At 55.6% G+C, this 22,911-nt stretch carries 24 protein-coding genes and 1 tRNA gene; 16 read left to right on the forward strand and 9 right to left on the reverse strand.

Features of this window, described 5'->3' with window-relative positions; genetic code table 11:
- Positions 1-943 precede the first annotated feature (943 nt).
- A complete protein-coding gene (locus tag KTJ90_RS14315) occupies positions 944-1,762 on the forward strand; it encodes a DUF4225 domain-containing protein (protein ID WP_008924966.1) in 819 nt (272 codons plus the stop codon).
- Here the strand turns inward: KTJ90_RS14315 and KTJ90_RS14320 are convergent.
- From KTJ90_RS14320 to KTJ90_RS14330, 3 genes are all read right to left on the reverse strand, one after another.
- Positions 1,759-2,082, reverse strand: coding sequence for a hypothetical protein (locus KTJ90_RS14320; protein ID WP_008924965.1), 324 nt, complete (start codon positions 2,080-2,082; stop codon positions 1,759-1,761). The genes KTJ90_RS14315 and KTJ90_RS14320 overlap by 4 nt on opposite strands.
- Positions 2,083-2,434: 352 nt before the next feature.
- A tRNA-Arg gene (locus KTJ90_RS14325) sits at positions 2,435-2,511 on the reverse strand.
- Between the two features lie 94 nt (positions 2,512-2,605).
- Positions 2,606-3,109: a DUF1198 family protein gene (locus KTJ90_RS14330; protein WP_008924930.1), complete on the reverse strand. Its 504-nt coding sequence runs from the start codon at positions 3,107-3,109 to the stop codon at positions 2,606-2,608.
- Positions 3,110-3,281: 172 nt separating this feature from the next.
- On the opposite strand from KTJ90_RS14330, the gene folD reads away from it, so the two are divergent.
- Complete coding sequence (folD, locus tag KTJ90_RS14335) at positions 3,282-4,148, forward strand: bifunctional methylenetetrahydrofolate dehydrogenase/methenyltetrahydrofolate cyclohydrolase FolD (protein ID WP_003849457.1); 867 nt, start codon at positions 3,282-3,284, stop codon at positions 4,146-4,148.
- Complete coding sequence (gene ybcJ / locus KTJ90_RS14340; protein WP_003849455.1) at positions 4,149-4,361, forward strand: ribosome-associated protein YbcJ; 213 nt, start codon at positions 4,149-4,151, stop codon at positions 4,359-4,361. It abuts the gene before it with no gap.
- A 27-nt stretch (positions 4,362-4,388) separates the two neighbouring features.
- Here the strand turns inward: ybcJ and KTJ90_RS14345 are convergent, their stop codons facing one another.
- Together KTJ90_RS14345 and cysS are read right to left on the reverse strand one after the other, a co-directional pair.
- Positions 4,389-5,495 carry an AAA family ATPase gene (locus tag KTJ90_RS14345; protein WP_003849451.1) on the reverse strand — a complete coding sequence of 369 codons (1,107 nt, stop codon included), beginning with the start codon at positions 5,493-5,495 and terminating at the stop codon, positions 4,389-4,391.
- Positions 5,496-5,528: 33 nt separating this feature from the next.
- Entirely contained in the window at positions 5,529-6,914 is a 1,386-nt protein-coding gene (gene cysS / locus KTJ90_RS14350; protein WP_008924928.1) for a cysteine--tRNA ligase, read from the reverse strand.
- Positions 6,915-7,126: 212 nt separating this feature from the next.
- Between cysS and ppiB the strand changes: the two genes are divergently transcribed.
- The 4 genes from ppiB to purK all read left to right on the forward strand — a co-directional run bounded on the left by ppiB (position 7,127) and on the right by purK (position 10,035).
- Positions 7,127-7,621: a peptidylprolyl isomerase B gene (ppiB, locus tag KTJ90_RS14355; RefSeq protein WP_003849447.1), complete on the forward strand. Its 495-nt coding sequence runs from the start codon at positions 7,127-7,129 to the stop codon at positions 7,619-7,621.
- On the forward strand, positions 7,621-8,337 hold the full coding sequence (lpxH, locus tag KTJ90_RS14360) for a UDP-2,3-diacylglucosamine diphosphatase (RefSeq protein ID WP_003849446.1): 717 nt from the start codon (positions 7,621-7,623) through the stop codon (positions 8,335-8,337). Before ppiB ends, lpxH begins: the two co-directional genes overlap by 1 nt.
- 130 nt (positions 8,338-8,467) lie before the next feature.
- Positions 8,468-8,974, forward strand: a complete 507-nt coding sequence (gene purE / locus KTJ90_RS14365) for a 5-(carboxyamino)imidazole ribonucleotide mutase (protein WP_003849444.1) — start codon at positions 8,468-8,470, stop codon at positions 8,972-8,974.
- A complete protein-coding gene (purK, locus tag KTJ90_RS14370; RefSeq protein WP_442844136.1) occupies positions 8,971-10,035 on the forward strand; it encodes a 5-(carboxyamino)imidazole ribonucleotide synthase in 1,065 nt (354 codons plus the stop codon). The genes purE and purK overlap by 4 nt, the downstream gene beginning before the upstream one ends.
- A gap of 83 nt (positions 10,036-10,118) precedes the next feature.
- Here purK and ybbP read toward each other — a convergent pair whose 3' ends face one another.
- Both ybbP and ybbA read right to left on the reverse strand, forming a co-directional pair.
- On the reverse strand, positions 10,119-12,536 hold the full coding sequence (gene ybbP / locus KTJ90_RS14375) for a putative ABC transporter permease subunit YbbP (protein ID WP_442844135.1): 2,418 nt from the start codon (positions 12,534-12,536) through the stop codon (positions 10,119-10,121).
- Positions 12,533-13,219 carry a putative ABC transporter ATP-binding protein YbbA gene (gene ybbA, locus KTJ90_RS14380; protein WP_010259059.1) on the reverse strand — a complete coding sequence of 229 codons (687 nt, stop codon included), beginning with the start codon at positions 13,217-13,219 and terminating at the stop codon, positions 12,533-12,535. The genes ybbP and ybbA overlap by 4 nt, the downstream gene beginning before the upstream one ends.
- Between ybbA and tesA the strand changes: the two genes are divergently transcribed.
- From tesA to KTJ90_RS14405, 5 genes are all read left to right on the forward strand, one after another.
- The gene (gene tesA, locus KTJ90_RS14385) at positions 13,187-13,813 is read left to right on the forward strand and encodes a multifunctional acyl-CoA thioesterase I/protease I/lysophospholipase L1 (RefSeq protein ID WP_181162210.1); all 627 of its coding nucleotides are present in this window, start codon (positions 13,187-13,189) and stop codon (positions 13,811-13,813) included. The two genes, ybbA and tesA, sit on opposite strands and share 33 nt — an antisense overlap.
- A 30-nt stretch (positions 13,814-13,843) precedes the next feature.
- Positions 13,844-14,617, forward strand: a complete 774-nt coding sequence (locus tag KTJ90_RS14390; RefSeq protein ID WP_003849434.1) for an SDR family oxidoreductase — start codon at positions 13,844-13,846, stop codon at positions 14,615-14,617.
- A gap of 79 nt (positions 14,618-14,696) precedes the next feature.
- Positions 14,697-15,554 carry a co-chaperone YbbN gene (locus KTJ90_RS14395; RefSeq protein WP_003849432.1) on the forward strand — a complete coding sequence of 286 codons (858 nt, stop codon included), beginning with the start codon at positions 14,697-14,699 and terminating at the stop codon, positions 15,552-15,554.
- Between the two features lie 58 nt (positions 15,555-15,612).
- Positions 15,613-16,527 carry an SPFH domain-containing protein gene (locus KTJ90_RS14400; protein ID WP_499025121.1) on the forward strand — a complete coding sequence of 305 codons (915 nt, stop codon included), beginning with the start codon at positions 15,613-15,615 and terminating at the stop codon, positions 16,525-16,527.
- Positions 16,527-16,973 carry an NfeD family protein gene (locus KTJ90_RS14405; RefSeq protein ID WP_182630039.1) on the forward strand — a complete coding sequence of 149 codons (447 nt, stop codon included), beginning with the start codon at positions 16,527-16,529 and terminating at the stop codon, positions 16,971-16,973. Before KTJ90_RS14400 ends, KTJ90_RS14405 begins: the two co-directional genes overlap by 1 nt.
- Here the strand turns inward: KTJ90_RS14405 and cueR are convergent.
- Positions 16,961-17,365 (reverse strand): Cu(I)-responsive transcriptional regulator, encoded by a 405-nt coding sequence (gene cueR, locus KTJ90_RS14410; RefSeq protein WP_003849426.1) that lies wholly within the window; start codon positions 17,363-17,365, stop codon positions 16,961-16,963. The genes KTJ90_RS14405 and cueR overlap by 13 nt on opposite strands.
- 97 nt (positions 17,366-17,462) lie before the next feature.
- On the opposite strand from cueR, the gene copA reads away from it, so the two are divergent.
- The 3 genes from copA to ybaK all read left to right on the forward strand — a co-directional run bounded on the left by copA (position 17,463) and on the right by ybaK (position 21,502).
- Positions 17,463-19,976, forward strand: coding sequence for a copper-exporting P-type ATPase CopA (gene copA, locus KTJ90_RS14415; RefSeq protein WP_140033630.1), 2,514 nt, complete (start codon positions 17,463-17,465; stop codon positions 19,974-19,976).
- 70 nt (positions 19,977-20,046) lie between these two features.
- The gene (locus KTJ90_RS14420) at positions 20,047-20,850 is read left to right on the forward strand and encodes a TraB/GumN family protein (protein ID WP_499025131.1); all 804 of its coding nucleotides are present in this window, start codon (positions 20,047-20,049) and stop codon (positions 20,848-20,850) included.
- A gap of 172 nt (positions 20,851-21,022) precedes the next feature.
- On the forward strand, positions 21,023-21,502 hold the full coding sequence (gene ybaK / locus KTJ90_RS14425) for a Cys-tRNA(Pro)/Cys-tRNA(Cys) deacylase YbaK (RefSeq protein WP_039659101.1): 480 nt from the start codon (positions 21,023-21,025) through the stop codon (positions 21,500-21,502).
- On the opposite strand, the gene KTJ90_RS14430 is transcribed toward ybaK, so the two are convergent.
- Positions 21,499-22,368 carry a LysR family transcriptional regulator gene (locus KTJ90_RS14430; protein ID WP_033742998.1) on the reverse strand — a complete coding sequence of 290 codons (870 nt, stop codon included), beginning with the start codon at positions 22,366-22,368 and terminating at the stop codon, positions 21,499-21,501. The genes ybaK and KTJ90_RS14430 overlap by 4 nt on opposite strands.
- 89 nt (positions 22,369-22,457) lie before the next feature.
- Here KTJ90_RS14430 and KTJ90_RS14435 point away from each other — a divergent pair, with 89 nt between their 5' ends.
- Positions 22,458-22,889 carry a multidrug/biocide efflux PACE transporter gene (locus KTJ90_RS14435; protein ID WP_003849418.1) on the forward strand — a complete coding sequence of 144 codons (432 nt, stop codon included), beginning with the start codon at positions 22,458-22,460 and terminating at the stop codon, positions 22,887-22,889.
- The last annotated feature ends 22 nt before the right edge of the window (positions 22,890-22,911 follow it).

Raw genomic sequence — 22,911 nt, forward strand, 5'->3', positions numbered from 1 at the left:
AAGCATGTTAACGTCACAACCTTCACCTATCGTATTAAGCGAAGCAATTTCACACTGCGAGCAAGAATAAAAGGAATAATTAAAAAAATCACCTGCTTATTACCTTCCTTTAAACGCCCTAATAAAAAACCAGCCATCCACCCAAAAAATCATTATTACCAGCCGGATCCATATTATGTAATTTCATTCATCATCTCGTTAATGCGAAACTAATGTAACTAAATTTTTTTCCTGACACCACCTTTAAGTTCAGGAACCTTAAACAAAGACACAATCAAAAATGAACCAACTTTAAATTAATGTTAAATAAAGGTTGGCGCATCACTCACTGAAGAACAGCTTTCGAGCATGTATAATCAGATTACACAGAAAAAATGACCAGCAACAAAGAATTGAAAATCATACAACATGAAAAGAATATGTTATTTTTACAGCCAGCTCCTGAATAAAAATGAACAAAATCACCTTAAAAAATATTCGTATATTTTAAAAAATAGTTTTAACCCCTGATTATAATAGCTTCTGCCTTATAAATTTATGCAGGCTACATATTGATGGTATGTTGACCGAAATCCTGAGTACGGTTAGCAGCTGATGAGACTTCCGGTATACAGCCTGTGGCAGCGCTCCCGGGCCAAAACACCGGCTTCTGTCTCGCGGAGAATACTGAAGATTGGTGTGTAGGAAAAATACTTCTTCAAAGGATCTTCTCCAGTGACTTATGAATACATCACTATTCATGGTCAGCAGGTCAGCAGGTCAGCAGGTCAGCAGGTCAGCAGGTCAGCAGGTCAGCAGGTCAGCAGGTCAGCAGGTCAATCATCGATAAATTGCTCAGCATTGCAAAACTTGCACACCTCAATTTGTGATCCCATACAACTCCAGCTATTTTAGGATCTGAAAATCACGTTTAGTGAGACCACGTTTTTACAGAGGCACTGTTATGGACAACTACTGGGACACAAAAAGACTCTCAAACTATTTTCTGACGATGGCAAATCTTGAAGCTAATCATTTAGTTAACATAGCTACTTCACTTTCTCAATTTCACCTCAAGGATGCTCTTGTAAAACTGAAATTCCAGGATGAGGTGCGCGAGTTCGCTCGTTTACAGATCCATACCATTCGTACTTCAAATTCTGACGATCAGTGTCAGGAGTGCATTCAGAATCTTAAGCAGGAAAGTCAGCATCTCAAGATTCAGGACAGAATGCTTAGGACCGGTGAAGCTGTCGTATCGTCTTCCGTGCAGTTTTATCATGACCATGAAAAGGTCATTGGATATGTCATCAATGGGATCGGCGTGGTGTTAAGTGGCTTGCAAATCGTGGCTGGTGTCGGTCTGATTGTAGGTTCTGTCACTACAGGTAATATTTTAGGTGTTGTAGCGGGTTCGACCCTGGTGATGAATGGAGTGGGATCAGGGATTGAGAGCATAGGAAAACTCAGCGGTGTGCCTCACCCATCGAACCCAATAAGAGATAAATATGAAGATGTTGCAGATTTTTTTGGTTTTGATAAGCGACTCGGCTTGTTAGCCTATCAGGTAGTTGATTTGACAACATCATACTATGGCATTTTCAAACTGACTTTAAAGCCAGAAGCATGGCGGCTATACAAATATCTGCCAACAGACTATTACCGCAAGGTTCAGGTTATGAGTAAACCAGCACTTGCCTTAAAAGGCGCTGGAGCAGCCTATAAGGGGGCTGGAGTAGGTTTGAACCTATACCAAATGCAAAATAGCCCTGCACAAAACTAACCTCTGGTTTTTCTGATAAACCTGTTAGCTTTCCAGGAGAGGTTCAGAGGAGTCACAAAATAGACCACAAGAAATGCAAACGTCAGAACAATAATATATGGAATGGCATTTGAAGCATCCGCATTGAAAATGCCATCCAGTCCAATCAGTAGCAAAATAACAAGAGCAATGACACCGCCCCAGAAGCGTTTACTCAAATCAATAACGAGGCTTTGTAGTGTATCTTTTTTTGATTCGTCTTTTTTAATGATGCTCTTGAGCTTACCGATATCTTTAGCAGAGAAGCCGTTATTATAGAGTTCTTGCTCAAATTCGTTCATCTGATTCATCCTGAATAACGTTGCGATACGTGCGAAATATAGCACAGTGAACGAGACACATGCTAACCAACCTGCTTACCTGGCCAGCACTGGTATCAACGTTTCCTCACCTCAGAAGGCTCTGCCTGAACATCATATCCATGCAATTGCGCATGATATTAAAATGCTATATGCAAAAAACAGCATGCACAATAAGCAGATCGTAAGCACAGAAAAATACTAACCTATCCAAACAGCCATGCGAGTAATGCGGGCAATTCGTTTTTTGAACATAAATAAGAGTAAAATGTTGAGGTATCAAACTGACAATAGAGAAAAAAGAGTCTCAGTATGCAAAAAATAGGAGAGAATTTGGTACGCCCTACAGGATTCGAACCTGTGACCTACGGCTTAGAAGGCCGGTGCTCTATCCAACTGAGCTAAGGGCGCATGGAGATGGCACGGATTATACGTCGGGAAGCGGGTACGTCAACGTTTTTGCCGTTTCCCCGCAGCGAAGTGCTGCGGGAATAACCAATTGGCGTCAGTGACGACTGCGCCATTCGCTGAGCGACACGAGTTTACTGCTGCCGGTCAATTCTCCTTCCAGCTCAATCCCTTGTGATGTGAAGCGCGCGTTGTATTGCTCACGAAGTGCGTGCAGTTCCTGACTGTCCGGTTCCAGCTGGCGCAGAAAGCCCAGCGCGAGTAGCAGCTGCTGGCGGCTGATAAGCGGTGAAAAACCGGCGCGACTGAGAATCGTATGCCAGCGCTGGCTGTTCTCCTCGCTGCCATCAACAATCAACACCTGCCAGATCAGCAGTACCGCTGCGCCATTATGCAGATGCGTTTCATTATCGTGGCTGAGATAGTCGGTAAACTCTTTCGCGGCCTCTTTTCCCATCATAGAGATCATTGATTCCACCTGTACCGGTGGCAGCTGCAGTCGTTTGCTGAGCCGCTGGGCGGCGTGGCGTGAGCCCGCGGTGAGCAGCTGAAATCCAGCAACAAATACCACCGCCAGAGTCGCAAGCATTATCCAAATCATTACATCGTCCCCGGATTGTCCTGCAGATATCATACGCATGCAGGCTGGCATCGTCGCGACGAAAACATCGGAAAGCGCATACACGGCTGAAACTGTAACTGACAGCAGCCCACGCTTCTGACAAAATAGCGCCCTTCCCCGATTCAACACAACACAGTGGATTTCCTCTCTGATGGCAGCAAAAATTATTGACGGTAAAACGATTGCGCAGCAGGTGCGCGTTGAGGTTGCGGAAAAAGTGAAGCAGCGTCTGGCGGCCGGAAAACGTGCCCCAGGTCTGGCAGTGGTTCTGGTGGGTGAAAATCCGGCTTCGCAGATCTATGTGGCCAGCAAACGCCGCGCCTGTGAAGAGGTTGGTTTCCACTCCCGCTCTTACGATCTGCCTGCCACCACCCGCGAGGCTGAGCTGCTGGAGCTGATCGATAAGCTCAATCAGGATGATGAAATCGATGGCATTCTGGTACAGCTGCCGCTGCCAGCGGGCATCGATAACGTGAAAGTGCTGGAGCGGATTACGCCTGACAAAGATGTCGATGGGTTCCACCCTTATAACGTCGGCCGCCTGTGTCAACGTGCACCAACCCTGCGTCCCTGCACGCCACGCGGTATCGTCACGCTGCTGGAGCGCTACAACATTGACACTTATGGCCTGAACGCTGTGGTGGTCGGGGCATCCAACATCGTTGGTCGTCCGATGAGCATGGAGCTCTTGCTCGCGGGCTGTACGACAACGGTTACCCATCGCTTTACCAAAGATCTGCGTCATCACATTGAGCACGCCGATCTGCTGGTCGTTGCTGTGGGCAAGCCAGGCTTTATTCCGGGCGACTGGATCAAACCCGGTGCCATCGTTATCGACGTGGGCATTAACCGTCTGGAGAGCGGCAAAGTCGTAGGCGACGTTGACTATGACAGCGCATCAGCGCGCGCATCTTACATTACCCCGGTGCCGGGCGGTGTGGGTCCAATGACAGTAGCAACATTGATTCAAAACACGCTGCAGGCGTGCGAAGAGTTTCATGATAAAGAGGTTTTTTAAATGACAAGTTTTTCACTGGGTAAATTCCCGCATGTCGATCTGTGTGACCTGTTAAAGCTGGAAGGCTGGGTTCAGAGCGGTGCACAGGCGAAAGTCGTGATTGCCGAGGGTGAAGTGAAGGTGAATGGCGCGGTTGAAACCCGTAAGCGCTGCAAGATCGTAGCCGGTCAGACCGTGGAATTTGCCGGTTTCCGCATCACTGTGGTCGAGTAATTCCGGAGCGTCCCTGCGGGGACGCTATTACAGCGGTTCATCCTCCTTCACACGCGTCTCCCCTTCCCGTTGCTCCAGTGCAATATGATTCACCGCCGTATGCTGCGCAATCAGCGTTGCAAGTCGGGGTGAATGGCTGGTGATCCAGAGCTGACTGTACTCGCTGGCTTCGGCGATTAACCGCGCCAGCGCAGGCAACAAATCCTCATGCAGGCTGTTTTCCGGTTCATTCAGTGCCATAAAGGCGGGTGGACGCGGGCTGAGCAGCGCCACAACCAGACAGAGAAACCGCAGCGTGCCATCAGAAAACTCCGCGCTCTCCAGCGGACGCAGAATGCCATGACGGGACATCAGCATCTGAAAACGGCCGTTCTGCACCTCGACGTCAAACTGGCAGTCGGGAAACGCCTGCGCCATAACCTCAAACAACAGTTCTGAATGACCACGCTCCACGATGGTCGCCCAGGCCGCTGCCAGATTGCGGCCATCGTGAGCGAGCACCGGCGCACGCACGCCAATCTGCGGCGCACGAATCGGTGAGCCGGGCCAGACCGCGAACTCGTGGTAGAAGCGCCACTGCTGCAGACGTTCACGCAGTTGCGAAAGCTCCGGATAAAGATGGGGTTCGCCAAGCTGACCAAACAGCGACTCCTCCGGATGCAATACTGCCGGATAGGCGACGCGCTCACCTTCAACGTTGTGCAGAAAGGCGGTCTGGTTTTCGCGCTGCATGATGCAGGCAGAAGGACGACGTCGCTGGCCGCTGAGCCAGAGCCGCTCCTGCTTCACCAGCGGATCCAGATTGAACAGGCTGGTCGACAGTGGCTCGGGAAAACCAATCTCCAGCTGGTAATCCATATCATCCATCACCACCGCCAGCTCCAGTCGCTTTGGATCGTGTCGGCGATCGCCCCGGCGTAAACCACCGGCCCACATCGCTTTCTGGATGCCGCCTTCTTCAGCCAGCGCCAGCGCCAGACGACCGCTGGCAGCCTCATGCAGCAACCGCACCGCTTTATAGAGGTTGGATTTACCGCAGCCGTTGGGACCGCTCACCACATTCAGCTGCTGAAGCGATAGCGTCAGGTTCCGTATTGAGCGGAAGCCGCGGATCTGAATCTGTTCAATCGCCATAATAAAAAAGGGCGATTGCTCGCCCTCTCCGGTTTATTTTCGACGCCAGCTGGACCCTTGTGGCCCATCTTCGACGATGACACCCAGCGCGTTAAGTTTGTCACGCGCGATATCCGCTTCTGCCCAGGCTTTGGCAGCGCGTGCATCGGCACGAGCCTTCACCCAATGCTCAATCTCGGCAACTTCTTCGTCATTTACCTGCGCGCCGCTTTGCAGGAACAGCTCAGGATCCTGCTGCAGGATACCCAGCACGTTAGCCATTTCGCGCAGTTTAGACGCCAGCGCATGTGCTGAAGCACCATCTTCGCTTTTCAGACGGTTGACTTCACGCGCCATATCGAACAGCACAGAGTAGGCTTCCGGGGTGTTGAAATCATCATCCATCGCGCTGCGGAAACGCGCTTCAAACGCGTCGCCGCCGCTTGCAGGTACGCTGCTGTCGGTGTGGCGCAGCGCCGTATAGAGACGCTCCAGCGCCGCACGCGCCTGATTCAGGTTATCTTCGCCGTAATTAAGCTGGCTGCGATAGTGACCGGACATCAGGAAGTAACGCACTGTTTCCGCATCGTAATGTTGCAGCACGTCACGCACGGTAAAGAAGTTGCCGAGTGATTTGGACATCTTCTCACGGTCAACCATCACCATGCCGGAGTGCATCCAGTAATTGACGTAAGGGCCGTCATGGGCGCAGCTCGACTGAGCGATTTCGTTTTCATGGTGCGGGAACATCAGGTCTGAACCGCCGCCATGGATATCGAAATGCGTACCCAGTTGTTTGCAGTTCATCGCAGAACACTCAATGTGCCAGCCAGGACGGCCGTTGCCCCACGGCGATGACCAGGCTGGCTCATCCGCTTTGGACATTTTCCACAGCACGAAATCCATCGGGTTGCGCTTCACATCGGCCACTTCAACACGTGCGCCCGCCTGCAGTTGCTCCAGATCCTGACGCGACAGCGCGCCGTAATCGGTATCGCTGAGCACATCGAACATCACGTCGCCATTGTCCGCTACATAGGCGTGACCGCGAGCAATCAGTTTTTCCACCAGCTCGATAATCTCAGCGATGTGACGGGTCGCGCGCGGCTCCTCATCGGGCGGCAGGATCCCCAGCGCAGCGAAGTCATTGTGCATCTCGCCGATCATGCGGTTGGTCAGGGTTTCGATACTCTCGCCGTTTTCGTTGGCGCGTTTGATGATTTTGTCATCAATGTCAGTGATGTTACGGACATAATTAAGCTGATAACCGAGGTAACGCAGGTAGCGCGCCACGACGTCAAATGCCACGAACGTCCGCCCATGACCAATGTGACAGAGGTCATACACCGTGATGCCGCAAACATACATCCCGATTTTACCGGCATGAATGGGTTTGAATTCCTCTTTCTGTCGACTCAGGGTGTTATAAATCTTAAGCATTGAACGGTTCCGTTTTCGCGTGTGGTTGGCACTTTTAAGTATCCAGACATTGTGCCGTATTTTTATCGCTCGCGCGACGCAAAGCAAGCCAACTGCGCCGTGCTGCTGACGCGTCATTGGAAATTATGATATAAGAACGGTCGACAAAAAGAGGTACGCCAATCGACACCGCGACCTCAGCAACTGATGACAACCTTTACAGGACGACAAAAATGGTAACTTTCCAGACGAACCATGGCGATATCGTAATCAAAACTTTCGATGATAAAGCGCCGGCAACCGTACAGAACTTCCTGGATTACTGCCGTGAAGGTTTTTACGACAACACCATTTTCCACCGCGTAATCAACGGCTTTATGATTCAGGGCGGCGGCTTCGAGCCGGGCATGAAGCAGAAAGAAACCAAAGCCGAAATTCAGAATGAAGCGAACAACGGTCTGAAAAACACCAAAGGTACGCTGGCAATGGCACGTACTTCTGCGCCGCACTCTGCCACCGCACAGTTCTTCATCAACGTAGCTGACAACGACTTCCTGAACTTCCGTGACGAAAGCGTTCAGGGCTGGGGCTACTGCGTGTTCGCTGAAGTGGTTGAAGGCATGGATGTGGTCGAGAAAATCAAAGCAGTCTCTACTGGCCGCAGCGGCATGCATCAGGATGTGCCAAAAGATGACGTCGTTATCCAGAAAGTGACCGTCAGCGAGTAATGTCGCGCACGCTGTTTATCGCAGATCTCCATCTGTGTCAGGAAGAACCGGCGATTACCGCCGGTTTTCTGCATTTTTTACAGCGCGAAGCGCCCCACTGCGACGCGCTCTATATTCTTGGCGATCTCTTCGAAGCCTGGATTGGTGACGACGATCCCAATCCTCTGCATCAGCAGATTGCCCGCGCCCTGCGCGCCCTCCCGGTTCCGGTCTTCTTCATCCATGGCAATCGGGATTTCCTGATTGGCCGACGCTTTGCGCGCGCAAGCGGCATGACGCTGCTGCCGGAAGAGCAGGTGCTGACGCTCTACGGCCATCGGCTGCTCATCATGCACGGTGATACGCTCTGCACCGACGATGCGGGTTATCTGCGCTTTCGTGCCAAAGTGCACAATCCGTGGATCCAGCGACTGTTCCTGGCGCTGCCGTTGAGGATCCGCAAACGCATTGCGGCCCGGATGCGCGCCGACAGTAAACAGGCAAACCAGCACAAATCCCAGACCATCATGGATGTAAACCAGGAGGCAGTCACTGCCGCTATGCTGCGCCAGCAGGTGCCGCTGTTGATCCACGGTCATACCCATCGCCCCGCCATTCATACGCTGAACCTGCAGGGTGAAACGGCGGAACGCGCGGTGCTGGGTGCCTGGCACAGCCGGGGTTCCATGATTCAGCTCGACGCCAGCGGCATTCAGCTCATCGATTTCGACTTCTAATCTGCGGTTAATTCGCGGACGTTAGCGGGACGCAACCGTTTTCCTTGCGTGCTTCTCATGCTATTCTCGGTGCCCTTCAAAACCTGTCCGCCCGGCCAGGTCTGTTTGTCTATTCACAGGAGTTGACCGCATGTCATCCAACGCCCCGGCCCGCATCGCCATTGTTATGGGTTCCAGAAGTGACTGGGCCACCATGCAGTTCGCCGCTGAGATCCTCACCAGCCTGGACGTCCCTTTTCATGTTGAAGTAGTCTCTGCGCACCGTACCCCGGATAAACTGTTCAGCTTTGCCGAAACGGCAGCCGATAACGGTTTTCAGGTGATTATTGCTGGCGCAGGTGGCGCAGCACATCTGCCAGGTATGCTGGCGGCAAAAACTCTGGTGCCAGTGCTGGGTGTACCGGTGCAGAGCGCTGCACTAAGCGGCGTGGATAGCCTCTATTCAATTGTGCAGATGCCGCGCGGCATTCCGGTCGGAACGCTGGCGATTGGCAAAGCAGGCGCAGCCAATGCCGCGCTGCTGGCCGCACAGATTCTGGCGCTGCATGACAGTGGGCTGGCGTCACGCCTGACGACCTGGCGTCAGAGTCAGACCGATGAGGTGCTGAACCATCCTGATCCGCGGGTGGATGCATGAAGCCGGTTTGCGTACTGGGCAACGGCCAGTTGGGTCGTATGCTGCGTCAGGCAGGTGAACCGTTGGGGATCGCGGTCTATCCGGTGGGTCTGGAGGCGGATCCTGCTTCCCTGCCCATCGCTGACAGTGTGATCACCGCCGAAATCGAACGCTGGCCGGAGACCGCGCTGACGCGCGAACTGGCGAGCCATCCGGCCTTTGTTAACCGTGATATTTTTCCGCGTCTGGCCGATCGTCTGACGCAGAAACAGTTGCTGGACCAACTGGGGCTTGCCACCGCGCCATGGCAGTTGCTGGCCGATAAAAGCGAATGGCCGGCAGTGTTTGACTCGCTGGGCGAACTGGCCATCGTGAAAAGCCGCACCGGCGGTTACGACGGGCGAGGTCAGTGGCGTCTGCGTGCTGATGAGACGCATCAGCTACCCGAAGCGTGTTACGGCGAATGTATCGTTGAGCAGGGCATCAACTTTTCCGGTGAAGTCTCACTGGTGGGCGCACGCGGTCACGATGGCACCGTTGTATTCTATCCGCTGACGTATAACCTGCATCAGGATGGCATTCTGCGCACCAGTGTAGCGTTTCCGCAGGCAGACCAGGCTCAGCAGCAGCAGGCTGAATCGATGCTCAGCGCCATTATGCAGGCACTGAATTACGTTGGCGTAATGGCAATGGAGTGTTTCGTTACGCCTGATGGGCTGCTGATTAATGAGCTGGCGCCCCGCGTGCACAACAGTGGTCACTGGACGCAGAACGGTGCGTCGATCAGCCAGTTTGAGCTGCATCTGCGCGCCATTCTTGGTCTGGCATTGCCACAGCCGATGGTATTTGCGCCGTCGGTAATGGTTAATCTGATCGGCACCGATGTGAATCTCAGCTGGCTGCAGCAGCCGCTGGTGCATCTGCACTGGTACGACAAAGAGGTGCGACCGGGCCGTAAAGTGGGTCATCTGAATCTGACCGACAGCGATGCAAGGCGGCTCAAAACAGCACTCAATGCGCTGGTGCCCCTGCTCCCGGAAGAGTACGCCAGCGGCATCGCCTGGGCCGTTGAAAAGCTGTAGTTTCCCGTTACCCGCTTGCGGGTTCTTGGGGCGTTCCGGATAAAGGTTAAAGGCGGCCTCATGCCGCCTTAGTCAGCCCTGCCTTATGCCGCATCAAACTTCCTGAACAACGCCTTCCCTTTCAGTAACCGAATCCCAAGCCAGCCACCGCACAGCGATAACAGCAACGCGCCGCATAACGGCAGTGCCAGCCATAATGTCCAGTCAGGCTGCCACGGGAAATCGAAAATCTTTGTCTGTAATCCCCATAGCGCCGCTTCTGCTCCCATCGCGGCCGCCACGCCCGAGACGACGCCGAGCAGGGCAAACTCACACCACAGCGTGGTGCGTAGCAGTCTTTTGCCCGCACCCAGCGTGCGGTAGACCACCAGCTCCTGCCTGCGTTGCCGCATTCCGACCTGAATCTGCGCCAGCAGCAGTAACACACCGCAGGCAGTGACCAGTACCACCATGATCTCCAGCGCCCGGCTGACCTGCGTCAGTACCTGACCGATCTGCTGCATGATGCTGCCGATATCCAGCAGACTCAGCGCCGGAAAAGCACGATTCAGCTGCGCCAGCAGATCCGGGTTCGCCTCCATGCGGAAGCTGGTGAGCCAGGTCTGCGGCTGGCTGTCGAGCGCACCCGGCGGGAAGATAAAGAAGAAGTTCGGCTTCAGGCTTTCCCAGTCCACTTTACGCAGGCTGGTAATACGCGCGCTGAACGTCTGCGTATCGCCGTCGAACGTCAGTGTATCGCCGAGCTTCAGCCCCAGCCGATCCGCCAGTTCCACTTCCATCGACACTTCACCCGCTTTTGGTGGCCAGTTGCCTGCCACCAGCGGATTGTGATCCGGGCGATCGGCCAGTTCCGTCAGGTTGAGCTCACGGTTCAGGGCGTTATCCAGCTTCGGATCGGCCGGTTTGCCATTGAGTTCACTAAGCCGTACCCGCGCAATCGGGTAAAAGGTCCCGGGCGTGATCTGATGCGACTGCAGGAAGTCACGCACCTGCGGCACCTGATCGGCCGTCATGTTCAACAGGAAGAAGTTCGGGCTATCCGCCGGTAACTGCTGCTGCCAGCGATCCAGCAGATCGCCACGCATTACCAGCAGCAGCGCCAGCAGCATAAACGACAGTGAAAAAGCGGCGAGCTGGCTCAGCGTCATGCCGGGCTGGCGCAGCAGCCGGTTGATCGCCAGTCGCAATGCCAGATTGCGCACCACCAGCCGACGCAATAGAAGCAGAGTTCCCCAGCCGAGTAACGCCAGTAATCCTGCCAGCACCACCACACCCGCCAGCAGCGCCCAGAGCATTTTACTGCCGCCGACCAGCAGCGCTAACAGCGTCACGACCACCACGATCATTACCGGAATATAGAACTTCAGCGGCCAGAGATTTGCCACCGCATCGCGCCGCAGCACCCGCAGCGGCTGGGTTGCCAGCAGCAGACGATAGGGACGCAGTCCCACCAGCAGCGAAATTACAAACAATGAACCCACTGCCCAGATCCATGGCCAGACGCTGGCTGCCGGTAAGCTGGCAGGCAATACCGGTTTCAGCATCGCCATCAGGATCGCTTCCACACCCTGCCCCACCAGGCCACCGGCAATCGCCGCCAGCAGCAGCACCGCCAGCCACTGACCGATGATTAAGCGCTGCAACGCGCCGTGCGTCGCACCCAGGGTTTTCAGCACCGCCACCAGATCGTAGCGGCTGCGGCAGTAGTGACTCATGGCGACCGCCACGGCTGCAATCGCCAGCATCAGCGTCAGCAAGGCCGAGAGCAGCAGGAATTGTTGCGCGCGCTGCATCGAACGGCCCAGCGCATCTTCCGTGTTCTCAACGCTGATCCAGCGCTGATCCGCCTTCAGCTGCGGCTCAATCCAGCGGTCATAGCTGGTCAGCTGGTCAGGATTACCAGAGAATTTATAGCGCCAGGTGATGCGGCTGCCCGGCTGAATTGCACCGGTTTTCGCCGCATCTGCCAGGTTAATTAGCAGACGTGGCGCCATCTCAAACGGGTTAAAGCCGCCATCCGGCTCCTGAATTACCTCGCCGCTGATGCGCAGCTGGGTGTCTCCCACTTCCAGCGTATCGCCCACTTTCAGATTGAGCAGCGCCATCAGGCGCGGTGCTGCCAGCGCGGTGCCTGCCTGCGGTCTCAGCCCCGGAGGTTGCGTCTGTAAGGTGCCAAACATCGGATAGCGATCATCGACCGCTTTGACTGAGGCGAGTTGTGGCGACTGCCCGGCAAAGGTCATGGTCATGAAAGTCAGTTGAGAACTGACCGTCAGGCCGTTTTCCTTCGCTTTTTCCAGCCAGGCTTCCGGGGCAGCATCAGTGCTACGCAGCGTGCGGTCACCCGCCATAAAATCACGACTCTGCTGATTCAGCCCTTTTTCCATGCGATCGCTGATTGAGCCCAGCGCCAGTACGCAGGCTACCGCCAGCGTCAGAGCCAGCCAGACGATCAGCAGTGAGGGGGAGCGCCACTCGCGCCAGAACCAGCGCCAGATCATTGCTCCTCCCACAATTTTCCGTCACGCAGCCGCAATCGACGGTCGCAACGCGCTGCCAGCTGTTCATCATGCGTCACCAGAATCAGCGTGGTGGCGAAGTCGCGATTAAGAGAAAACAGCAGGTCGGCAATACGGTCACCCGTTTTACGATCGAGATTGCCGGTGGGCTCATCGGCAAACAGCAGGCCCGGACGACCGCTGAAGGCGCGGGCCAGCGCGACCCGCTGCTGTTCGCCGCCGGACAGCTGGGCGGGCAGATGATGCAGACGCTCACCCAGCCCGAGTAGCGTCAACAGTTCACGCGCCTGTTCGCGGCTCTGGCGATCGCTGTCGCCGCGCAACAGTGATGGCAGTTGAACGTTTTCCTGCGCATTCAGAGTCGGTACCAGCATAAATGACTGAAACACAAAACCAACCTGCCGGGCACGCAGTGCTGCACGCTGCTCTTCATTCATCTGGTGCAGCGGCTGACCCAGCAGATGCACTTCACCGCTGCTGCCATCGTCCAGCCCGGCCAGAATGCCCAGCAGGGTAGACTTGCCGGAACCCGACTCGCCAATCAGCGCAATGGTCTCGGCTGGTTTGACAACCAACTCAACTCCGGTGAGGATGGTTAACTGATGCTCTCCCTGACCGACGGACTTAGTAAGATGATGAACTTCAACAATGTTTTCCGCTGGCATTATCCCTTCCTGTTATTGATTCTTCTGCTGGTATCCCGTCTTGCTGCTGCAGATACCCTGATGGTGCTGGGCGACAGCCTGAGTGCGGGCTATCGCATGTCTGCCACTGCGGCCTGGCCCAGCCTGCTTGATAAGCAGTGGCAGCAGAAACCGAAAGTGGTCAACGCCAGCATCAGCGGTGATACTGCTGCCCAGGGACTGGCGCGCCTGCCTGCGCTATTAAAACAGCATAAGCCGCAATGGGTGTTAATCGAACTGGGCGGTAACGATGGTCTGCGCGGTTTCCCGCCCGACGCTATCGCACAGAATCTGAGTAAAGTGATCGACGATGTCAAAGCCGCTAATGCGAAACCCTTGCTGATGCAGATCCGTCTGCCCGCCAACTATGGCCGCCGCTACACCGAGGCGTTCAGCGGCATCTATCCGGAGCTCGCACAGCAGCATGCCATCCCTCTGGTGCCCTTTTTTATGGAGCAGGTCTATCTGAAACCCGAATGGATGCAGCAGGATGGTATTCATCCGAATCCTGATGCTCAGCCGTTTATCTCTGCGTTAATGGCAAAAGAACTGGCCCCCTTAGTTAAGCAGCCGTAACGCGCCAGGATGCGCAAATAGGGTAAATAAATGCAAAAAACTATTCTGATTACAGGTTGTTCAAGCGGCATTGGCCTGGTCGCCGCCCACGATTTACTGGCGCGAGGTTACCGGGTGATCGCCGCCTGCCGCAAAGCCGACGATGTCGCGCGTATGAACACGCTGGGTTTTACCGGGCTACAGCTCGATCTGGACGATCCGCAGAGCGTGGATCAGGCAGCAGATGCGATACTCGCGTTATGCGATAACCGTCTGGATGCGCTGTTTAACAACGCCGGGTTTGGCCTCTATGGACCGCTTCGTACCCTCTCCCGTCAGCAACTTGAACAGCAGTTTTCCAGCAACTTTTTCGGTGTACATCAATTAACGCTGCGGCTGTTACCTGCGTTACAAGCCAGCGGCGATGGCCGCATTGTGAATACCAGTTCGGTGCTGGGACTGATCTCCACGCCAGGCCGGGGCGCGTACGCTGCCAGTAAATATGCACTGGAAGCCTGGAGCGATGCACTGCGGCTGGAAGTGCGCAGCAGTGGCATTCGGGTCAGTCTGATAGAACCGGGACCGATTGAGACGCGCTTTACCGATAATGTGACGCAGGGCGAACAGCATAATCCGGTGCGTAACCCCGGCATCGCGGCACGCTTCACCCTGCCACCGGAAGCCATTCTGCCTAAACTTCGTCACGCACTCGAGAGTAAACATCCACGTTTACGCTACCCGGTGACACTGGTCGCACACGTAATGAGCCTGTTGAAACGGTTACTGCCTGGCTGGATGCTGGATCGCATTTTGCGCAGCCATTAATCAGGCCTGCGTAATAGCGCTTGAAGCCGGGCCAGTTGGCCCCATATTCTTAGAACACTTTTTGCAAAGAGACTTATCCATGTCACCACAAGCTTCTATCATCGACATCAACGAATCTAACCTGCAGCAGACCCTTGAGCAGTCGATGCAGCTGCCGGTGCTGTTCTACTTCTGGTCTGAGCGCAGCCAGCACTGTCTGGAGCTGACGCCGGTGCTGGAGCGTCTTGCCCAGGAGTACGCGGGTCAGTTTATCCTCGCAAAGCTGGATTGTGACAAAGAGCAACGGGTGGCCTCGCAGTTTGGTCTGCGTTCAATTCCGACCGTCTACCTGTTCCAGGATGGCCAGCCGGTCGACGGCTTCCAGGGACCACAGCCAGAAGAAGCGATCCGCGCCCTGCTGGAAAAAGTGCTGCCGCGCGAAGAAGAGCTGAAAGCGCAACAGGCGATGGCGCTGATGCAGGAAGAGAAACCGCTGGAGGCGCTGCCACTGTTAAAAGATGCGTGGCAGTTGAGCAACCAGTCCAGCGAAATTGGTTTCCTGCTGGCGGAGGTGCTGATTACCCTGAACCGCAGCGATGAAGCGGAGGCAGTGCTGAAAGTGGTGCCGCTGCAGGACCAGGATACCCGTTATCAGAGCCTGATGGCACAGATCGATCTGCTGAAACAGGCTGCGGATACGCCGGAGATTCAGCAGCTGCAATCCGAGCTGGAAGCGGACCCGACTAACGCCGGACTGGCTGCTAAACTCTCGTTACAGCTGCATCAGGTGGGTCGTAATGAAGAAGCACTGGAACTGCTGTTCAGTTTCCTGAAATCTGATCTTAATGCCGCTGATGGCCAGGCGCGTAAAATGCTACAGGAAATTCTGGCCGCGCTGGGAACCGGCGATGCACTGGCTGCGCGCTATCGTCGCCAGCTATACTCCCTGCTGTATTAAACAGCAGTACCACGGGCCGAAGCGACTCGGCCCGTTAATCTGACAATGCGGAGGTTGTATGATTAGTGTTATTCCTGCCCTGATTATCCTGGCACTGGTAGCGGTCTGGGCGACCGTTAAAATCGTGCCACAAGGTTTTCAATGGACGGTCGAGCGCTTTGGCCGTTATACCCGCACCCTGCAGCCAGGATTAAGCCTGGTAGTGCCGTTCATGGATCGTGTCGGTCGTAAGATCAACATGATGGAACAGGTACTGGATATTCCCTCGCAGGAGATCATTTCTAAAGACAACGCCAACGTCACCATCGACGCCGTCTGCTTTATTCAGGTCGTTGACCCTGCGCGTGCCGCCTATGAAGTCAGCAATCTTGAGCAGGCTATCCTGAACCTCACCATGACCAACATGCGTACTGTTCTTGGCAGTATGGAGCTGGACGAAATGCTGTCACAGCGCGACAGCATCAACACCCGCCTGCTGCACATCGTGGATGAAGCGACGAATCCGTGGGGCGTTAAGATCACCCGCATCGAGATTCGTGACGTGCGTCCGCCGCAGGAACTGATTGGCGCGATGAATGCGCAGATGAAAGCGGAGCGAACCAAACGCGCCGACATTCTCACAGCCGAAGGTGTACGGCAGGCGGCAATCCTGCGCGCTGAAGGGGAAAAGCAGTCGCAAATCCTTAAAGCCGAAGGTGAACGTACGTCGGCATTCCTTCAGGCAGAGGCGCGTGAGCGTCAGGCTGAGGCAGAAGCTAACGCCACGAAAATGGTCTCTGAAGCGATCGCAGCAGGCGATATTCAGGCGATCAACTACTTCGTGGCACAAAAATACACCGATGCGCTGCAAAAAATCGGTGAGGGGAATAACAGCAAAGTCGTCATGATGCCGCTGGAGGCAAGCAGTCTGCTGGGTTCAATTGCAGGCATCGGTGAACTGCTGAAGGACTCACGCACTGAGTCGAAACGCTGATGCTGGCCGACATTATCGCGCACCCTCACTGGTTCTGGCTGACGCTGGGTGGATTACTGCTGGCGGCTGAGATGCTGGGCACCAGCGGTTATCTTCTGTGGAGCGGTCTGGCGGCGGTTATTGTCGGCCTCATTGAATGGTTTGTGCCGGTGAGCTGGACGACGCAGGGTTCCCTGTTTGCCGCGATGACGCTGGTGTGTGTGTTTTTGTGGTATCGCTGGATGCGCCACCGTGAGGCGCATCAAAAACCCAACGCTCTGAACCAGCGCGGCAGCCAGATGATCGGGTTGCAGCTTACACTGGATACCGCCCTGCACAACCGCACCGGCCATGTGCGCATCGGGGACAGCAGCTGGCGTGTTGAGGCAGATCGGGATCTGCCTGCGGGCACAGCGGTGGTCGTGGTGGGTGTTGAGGGCATCACACTGCGTATTCAGCCACGCTGACCGCAGCATCCGGCCAGATTATTGATGATGGGACACTCGGCACTGTCATCGCCGGGACAGGCGTCCGCCAGCGCCAGCAGGCGTGCGCGCATCGTATGCAATTCTTCAATGTGGGCCGCGATTTCATCAGCTTTCTGCAGCGTGCGGGCTTTGACATCAGCACTGTGGCGCGAGGGATTATTGAAAAACGCCACCAGCTCACGACACTCATCCAGCGTGAACCCCACCTGACGCGCCTGACGTAACAGGTTTAGCTCGTCAATGTGATGACCGCTATACGTGCGGTAACCATTTTCACTGCGCAACGGCGGTGTCACCACGCCTTTCTCTTCGTAAAAGCGAATCGCCTTGCTGGTCAGCCCGGTCTTTTTCGCCACATCGCTGATGTTCATTTGCGTCCCCTTGACCTTCCCCTTGATGGAAGGTTTATGCTTAAGCATGAATCGGAACTGACCAATTCGTCAAATGGGATTACAGAAGGAGTTGATTATGTCACACACTATTTCCCTGGCACTCGACGGCTTATCCTGCGGCCACTGTGTCAAACGCGTCAAAGAGGCACTGGAACAACGCGACGATGTTGATTTGGCTGAGGTCACTCAACAGGAAGCGCAGGTTTCTGGTCAGGCGGATGCGGCCGCGCTGATTGCTACTGTGGAACAGGCGGGTTATCACGCCACGCTGAAAACAGCAGACGCCTCCCCAAAGTCTGAACCGTTGACAGCATCGGAGCCGCCGCCGGAGGCGCTGACAACGGAGACCGCTTCTCATCCGGCAGAAAAAGCGTTGCCTGCCCATATGCTGCTGATTGAAGGCATGACCTGTGCCAGTTGCGTCAGTCGTGTTGAAAAAGCGCTGCAGCAGGTTACCGGTGTCAGCCAGGCACGGGTCAATCTCGGTGAACGCAGCGCGCTGGTGCTGGGTAATGCTGACCCGCACCAGCTTGTGGCTGCCGTCGATGCCGCAGGTTACGGCGCACAGGTCGTTGATGACGAGCAGGAGCGACGTGAAAAACAGCAGCACAGCGCTCGCCGTGCCATGCGGCGTTTCAGCTGGCAGGCTGCTGTCGCCCTGGCGTTTGGCGTGCCACTGATGATCTGGGGTATGGTGGGCAACAACATGATGCTCACCGACAGCAACCACACCACCTGGCTGGCGCTGGGCGTCGTAACCCTGCTGATCATGGTCGTGACCGGCAGCCACTTTTATCGCAGTGCCTGGCGCAGTTTACGCAATGGCAGTGCCACCATGGATACGCTGGTGGCACTCGGCACAGGCGCCGCCTGGGTCTACTCCTTTAGCGTGGTGCTGTGGCCCGACTTTTTCCCGCCGCAGGCACGCCATCTCTATTTTGAAGCCAGCGTCATGATTCTGGGACTGATCAATCTGGGGCATGCGCTGGAGCAGCGGGCGCGTCAGCGATCGTCTAAGGCGCTGGAACGCCTGCTTGATCTGACGCCGGCCCAAGCGCGGCTGGTCGATCAACAGGGTGACCGGCTGATCCCGGTAAGCGACGTCCAGCCTGGCATGACGCTGCGCCTGGTCACCGGCGATCGGGTTCCGGTCGATGGTGAAATCGTCACGGGTGAAGCCTGGTTTGATGAAGCGATGCTTACCGGCGAAGCGGTGCCGCAAAGCAAAAATCCGGGTGCGGCGATCTTCGCCGGCACGCTGGTGCAGGACGGCTCGGTTGAATTTACCGCCCGGGCCACCGGGAATCACACCACCCTGTCGCGCATTATCCGGCTGGTACGTCAGGCACAGAGCAGCAAACCGGATGTGGGACGTCTGGCCGATCGTATCTCTGCTGTTTTTGTTCCGGTCGTGGTGCTGATTGCACTGCTCAGCGGCGCAGTGTGGTATCTGTTCGGGCCACAGCCACACATCGCTTACATGCTGGTAATCGCGACTACCGTTCTGATTATTGCCTGCCCCTGTGCGCTGGGACTGGCGACACCGATGTCAATTATTGCCGGTGTTGGACGTGCCGCTGAACTGGGCGTGCTGGTCCGCGACGCCGATGCCCTGCAGCGCGCCAGCCAAATCGACACGCTGGTGTTTGATAAAACCGGTACTCTCACCGCCGGTAAGCCGCAGGTCAGCGAGGTGCTGGTCTGGGGTGATGCCAGCCGTGAATCCGTGTTAGCGACTGCGGCCGCGCTGGAGTTTTCCTCGGGTCATCCGCTGGCGAAAGCGATTGTCGCTGAAGCGAAACTGACGCAACCGCCTCAGTTAGCGCAATTTCGTACAATACGCGGTAAAGGGGTCAGCGGTATTCTGGATGGCAGAACGCTGCTGCTGGGTAATGCTGCACTGTTACACGACAGCGGCATTGATTATCAGGTGGCAGAAGCAGAGATTGCGCGCCTGACACAACAGGGGGCAACGCCGGTGTTACTGGCGGAACAGGGCCAGCTAACCGGTCTGATTGCGCTCCGCGATCAGCTTCGGCCAGAAAGTGGCGCCGCCCTGAAGCGGCTGCATCAGCAGGGTTATCGCCTGATTATGCTGACCGGTGACCATGAAAATACCGCGCGCGCCATTGCAGCCGAAGCCGGTATTGATGAAGTCATTGCTGGCGTGTTGCCGGATGGCAAAGCGGCTGCCATTGAAGCCTTACAGCAACAGGGCCGCCGCGTTGCGATGGTCGGTGATGGTATCAATGACGCGCCTGCGCTAGCGCAGGCCGAAGTGGGCATTGCCATGGGCGGCGGCAGCGATGTCGCCGTGGAAACGGCAGGCATTACATTAATGCGTGCCGACCTGAACAGCGTGGCGGATGCGTTAGCGCTCGCTTCTGCGACACTGCGCAATATCCGGCAGAACCTGTTTGGCGCATTTATCTATAACAGCATCGGTATTCCGGTGGCTGCGGGTGTGCTCTATCCGCTGACCGGTACTCTGCTTAGCCCGATTGTGGCGGGTGCAGCGATGGCGCTCTCCTCTATAACGGTGGTCAGCAATGCAAACCGCCTGCTGCGTTACCAACCGCCGCGCCAGTAATCGCCTTTTCAGCGCTGTTTTTCGTTCTCTGAAGTCGCTAGCATGGCGTTTTGAACCGCAAGGATTGGGAATGACAGGCAACATCTGGCGCTCACTGCGCGGCTTTATCAGCCAACTTTTTCCCGCCAGTTACCGCTGGCCTGCGATGGATGTCCGGCTTGGCGATCGTCAGTTGCATCTGGTGGGTAGCATCCATATGGGAACGCGCGACATGCAACCGTTGCCGCCGCGCCTGCTGCATCGGTTGCAGCAGGCGGATGCGCTCATAGTGGAAGCGGATATTACGCAGGGTGGATCACCCTTTGATCACCGGGGCGATCGTCCAGCACTCGCGACACGGCTGGAGAGCAGTACGATGCAAACGCTCACCGCAATGTGTCAGGAGATGAGTCTCAACCTGAGCCTGCTGGATAACCTGCCCGCCTGGCAGGTGGCGCTGATGTTACAGGCACAGCAGGCGCAAAGACTGGGATTGCGACCTGACTACGGCATCGATTATCAGTTGCTGCAGGCAGCAAAAGATCTGAACAAGCCGGTGATTGAACTGGAAGGCGCAGATGCACAGATCGCCCTGCTGACCGCACTGCCGGATGACGGTATGGCGCTGTTACAGGATACGCTGCTGCACTGGCATACCAATGCGCGACTGCTGCAGATGATGGTGAGCTGGTGGCTCGATACGCCGCCACGCCAGCCGGAAATTACCCTGCCCGCCACGTTTAGTCAGGCGCTGAATGATACGTTGATCGGTCAGCGCAATGCGCAATGGTGTCACAGCCTGCGAGGGCTCGCGGCAGGAAACTATGTGGTCGCGGTCGGCGCGCTGCATCTGTACGGCGAAGCTAATCTGCCTGAGATGCTGAAGAAGCCCTGAAAAAAAGAGAGCCGATAATGTTATCGGCCCGTCAAAGAGGAATTTGTTTATGATTTTGGTTATCGCCAGCAATCAGATTGCGGGCGCGAGGCCAATTTTACGCAAAGAACAAAATTTCGCCACCTTTTTCAATGGATCCGCGCAATAAGATTTTTCTTAGTAAGGAGCCCGTATGACGCCCGCCGTAAAATTGCTGGAAAAACAAAAAGTCAGCTTCATCCTGCACCCCTATGAGCATGACAGTCACGAAACGCATTTTGGTGATGAAGCCGTGCGCAAACTCAATCTGGATGCGCGGCAGGTGTATAAAACGCTGCTGGTGGCGCTGAATGGCGAGGCGAAACAGCTGGCGGTGGCGATTACGCCAGTTTCGACACAGCTGGATCTCAAGAAGGTGGCAAAAGCGCTGGGCGCGAAGAAAGCAGATATGGCCGATCCCCAACTGGCGCAGCGGGTTACCGGTTATCTGGTGGGCGGTATCAGTCCACTGGGGCAGAAAAAACGGCTGCCTACGGTGATTGACCATTCTGCCAGCGCATTTGACGCCATGTTTATTTCAGGCGGTAAGCGTGGACTGGATATCGAACTGGCACCACAGGATCTTTCGCGGCTGCTGGACGCCCCGTTTGCGGATATCGCCCGCCACGATTAAACCCGTGGCTGGGCGCAAAGCTGATCGATCATCCAGCGGCCCGCCGGGCCAGGTGGCGTGCGTCGCGACCACACCACCTCAATGGCGATATGCTGCGGCCAGCCCGGCATCGACAGCTCTTTCAGGACGTCATGTCCAAACTGCTTCACCAGCCAGCGCGGCAAAACAGTCCAGCCAAATCCCTGCTCCGCCATCTCTAACAGCAGTAAGTACGTGGGTGCCGACCAGATTCGTCCCATCGGCGCGGGTTCAGAGGCCTCAACCCAGGTGTTTAGCCGCAGGTGACGAACGCCTTCCAGCTCGCTTTCGCTGACGGTACTAAGCTGCGCCAGCGGATGATCGCGATGTAAAAAGACGGCCATCTGCGCTTCAACCTGCAGTCGTGCTACCGCAATATCCACCGGCAGATTAGGCTGTGCCCGCACCACACCCAGATGGACCCGCCCGGCCTGCAGCAGATCCAGCACATCGCCATCCTCGGCAATCATGACCTCCAGTTCAATCTCCGGATAACGGGCATCAAATTGCCTGAGCAGATGCTCGTGGTGATCGGTTTGCCAGAAATCGGACATAGCAAAACTCAGCCGGGGCTCAACGCCCTGCGACAGACGTATCGCCAGCGCATCCAGCCGCTCACTGGCGGCGAGGATTTGCTGAACCTGAGGAATAACACGGCGTCCCTGCTCGGTCAGGATGGGTTGACGACCGGCGCGATCAAACAGCACGAAACCGAGATCATCTTCTAAATTTGCCACTGCTGCGCTGATGGTGGACTGACTTTTACCCAGCGCGCGCGCCGCCGCAGAGAAAGAACCGCTCGCCACGGTCTGCATAAAAGCCTCAAGGGATTCCGGGGAGTAACGCATCTGAACCATCGCTTTTTTCGATAGGTGTTCATTTTATCTTAGCATTCTGACGTGTGAAAATGCGCCGCATTATTCAAGGAGAATTAACAATGCGTACCCGCTCAATTAAAGAACGTATTCTTCATGCTGTCTGCTTTGAAACGCTGGCGATTCTGACCGTTTCGCCGCTGGCGGCATGGGTGATGAATAAGCCGCTGTTTCAGATGGGATCGCTGGCGATTATGCTCTCAACGGTCGCGATGCTATGGAACATGATTTATAACAGCGGATTTGACAGGCTCTATGCGCCGGGCCAGAAACGCGGACCCGGCGTGCGTGTGTTACATGCACTGGGGTTTGAAGGCGGATTTATCCTGATTGGTCTGCCGATTGCCGCCTGGATGCTGGATATCTCCCTGGGTCAGGCATTGCTGGTAGAAGTGGCCTTTTTCCTCTTCTTCCTGCCCTACACCATGGCCTACAACTGGGTATGGGACAAACTGCGCGAGCGCTGGATTAGACGTCACTCCTGCCAGGCGTAAGAAAAAAGGGAGGCGCAAGCGC

Origin of the sequence: Pantoea jilinensis, from assembly GCF_019104105.1 — a bacterium.
Taxonomy (GTDB): Bacteria; Pseudomonadota; Gammaproteobacteria; order Enterobacterales; family Enterobacteriaceae; genus Pantoea; species Pantoea eucalypti.

Excerpts from the sequence above, each read along its gene's own strand:
- KTJ90_RS14315 (WP_008924966.1), top strand. The coding sequence starts at position 944 with ATGGACAACTACTGGGACACAAAAAGACTCTCAAACTATTTTCTGACG.
- KTJ90_RS14320 (WP_008924965.1), bottom strand. The coding sequence starts at position 2,082 with ATGAACGAATTTGAGCAAGAACTCTATAATAACGGCTTCTCTGCTAAA.
- KTJ90_RS14330 (WP_008924930.1), bottom strand. The coding sequence starts at position 3,109 with ATGATTTGGATAATGCTTGCGACTCTGGCGGTGGTATTTGTTGCTGGA.
- folD (WP_003849457.1), top strand. The coding sequence starts at position 3,282 with ATGGCAGCAAAAATTATTGACGGTAAAACGATTGCGCAGCAGGTGCGC.
- ybcJ (WP_003849455.1), top strand. The coding sequence starts at position 4,149 with ATGACAAGTTTTTCACTGGGTAAATTCCCGCATGTCGATCTGTGTGAC.
- KTJ90_RS14345 (WP_003849451.1), bottom strand. The coding sequence starts at position 5,495 with ATGGCGATTGAACAGATTCAGATCCGCGGCTTCCGCTCAATACGGAAC.
- cysS (WP_008924928.1), bottom strand. The coding sequence starts at position 6,914 with ATGCTTAAGATTTATAACACCCTGAGTCGACAGAAAGAGGAATTCAAA.
- ppiB (WP_003849447.1), top strand. The coding sequence starts at position 7,127 with ATGGTAACTTTCCAGACGAACCATGGCGATATCGTAATCAAAACTTTC.
- lpxH (WP_003849446.1), top strand. The coding sequence starts at position 7,621 with ATGTCGCGCACGCTGTTTATCGCAGATCTCCATCTGTGTCAGGAAGAA.
- purE (WP_003849444.1), top strand. The coding sequence starts at position 8,468 with ATGTCATCCAACGCCCCGGCCCGCATCGCCATTGTTATGGGTTCCAGA.
- purK (WP_442844136.1), top strand. The coding sequence starts at position 8,971 with ATGAAGCCGGTTTGCGTACTGGGCAACGGCCAGTTGGGTCGTATGCTG.
- ybbP (WP_442844135.1), bottom strand. The coding sequence starts at position 12,536 with ATGATCTGGCGCTGGTTCTGGCGCGAGTGGCGCTCCCCCTCACTGCTG.
- tesA (WP_181162210.1), top strand. The coding sequence starts at position 13,187 with ATGATGAACTTCAACAATGTTTTCCGCTGGCATTATCCCTTCCTGTTA.
- ybbA (WP_010259059.1), bottom strand. The coding sequence starts at position 13,219 with ATGCCAGCGGAAAACATTGTTGAAGTTCATCATCTTACTAAGTCCGTC.
- KTJ90_RS14390 (WP_003849434.1), top strand. The coding sequence starts at position 13,844 with ATGCAAAAAACTATTCTGATTACAGGTTGTTCAAGCGGCATTGGCCTG.
- KTJ90_RS14395 (WP_003849432.1), top strand. The coding sequence starts at position 14,697 with ATGTCACCACAAGCTTCTATCATCGACATCAACGAATCTAACCTGCAG.
- KTJ90_RS14400 (WP_499025121.1), top strand. The coding sequence starts at position 15,613 with ATGATTAGTGTTATTCCTGCCCTGATTATCCTGGCACTGGTAGCGGTC.
- KTJ90_RS14405 (WP_182630039.1), top strand. The coding sequence starts at position 16,527 with ATGCTGGCCGACATTATCGCGCACCCTCACTGGTTCTGGCTGACGCTG.
- cueR (WP_003849426.1), bottom strand. The coding sequence starts at position 17,365 with ATGAACATCAGCGATGTGGCGAAAAAGACCGGGCTGACCAGCAAGGCG.
- copA (WP_140033630.1), top strand. The coding sequence starts at position 17,463 with ATGTCACACACTATTTCCCTGGCACTCGACGGCTTATCCTGCGGCCAC.
- KTJ90_RS14420 (WP_499025131.1), top strand. The coding sequence starts at position 20,047 with ATGACAGGCAACATCTGGCGCTCACTGCGCGGCTTTATCAGCCAACTT.
- ybaK (WP_039659101.1), top strand. The coding sequence starts at position 21,023 with ATGACGCCCGCCGTAAAATTGCTGGAAAAACAAAAAGTCAGCTTCATC.
- KTJ90_RS14430 (WP_033742998.1), bottom strand. The coding sequence starts at position 22,368 with ATGCGTTACTCCCCGGAATCCCTTGAGGCTTTTATGCAGACCGTGGCG.
- KTJ90_RS14435 (WP_003849418.1), top strand. The coding sequence starts at position 22,458 with ATGCGTACCCGCTCAATTAAAGAACGTATTCTTCATGCTGTCTGCTTT.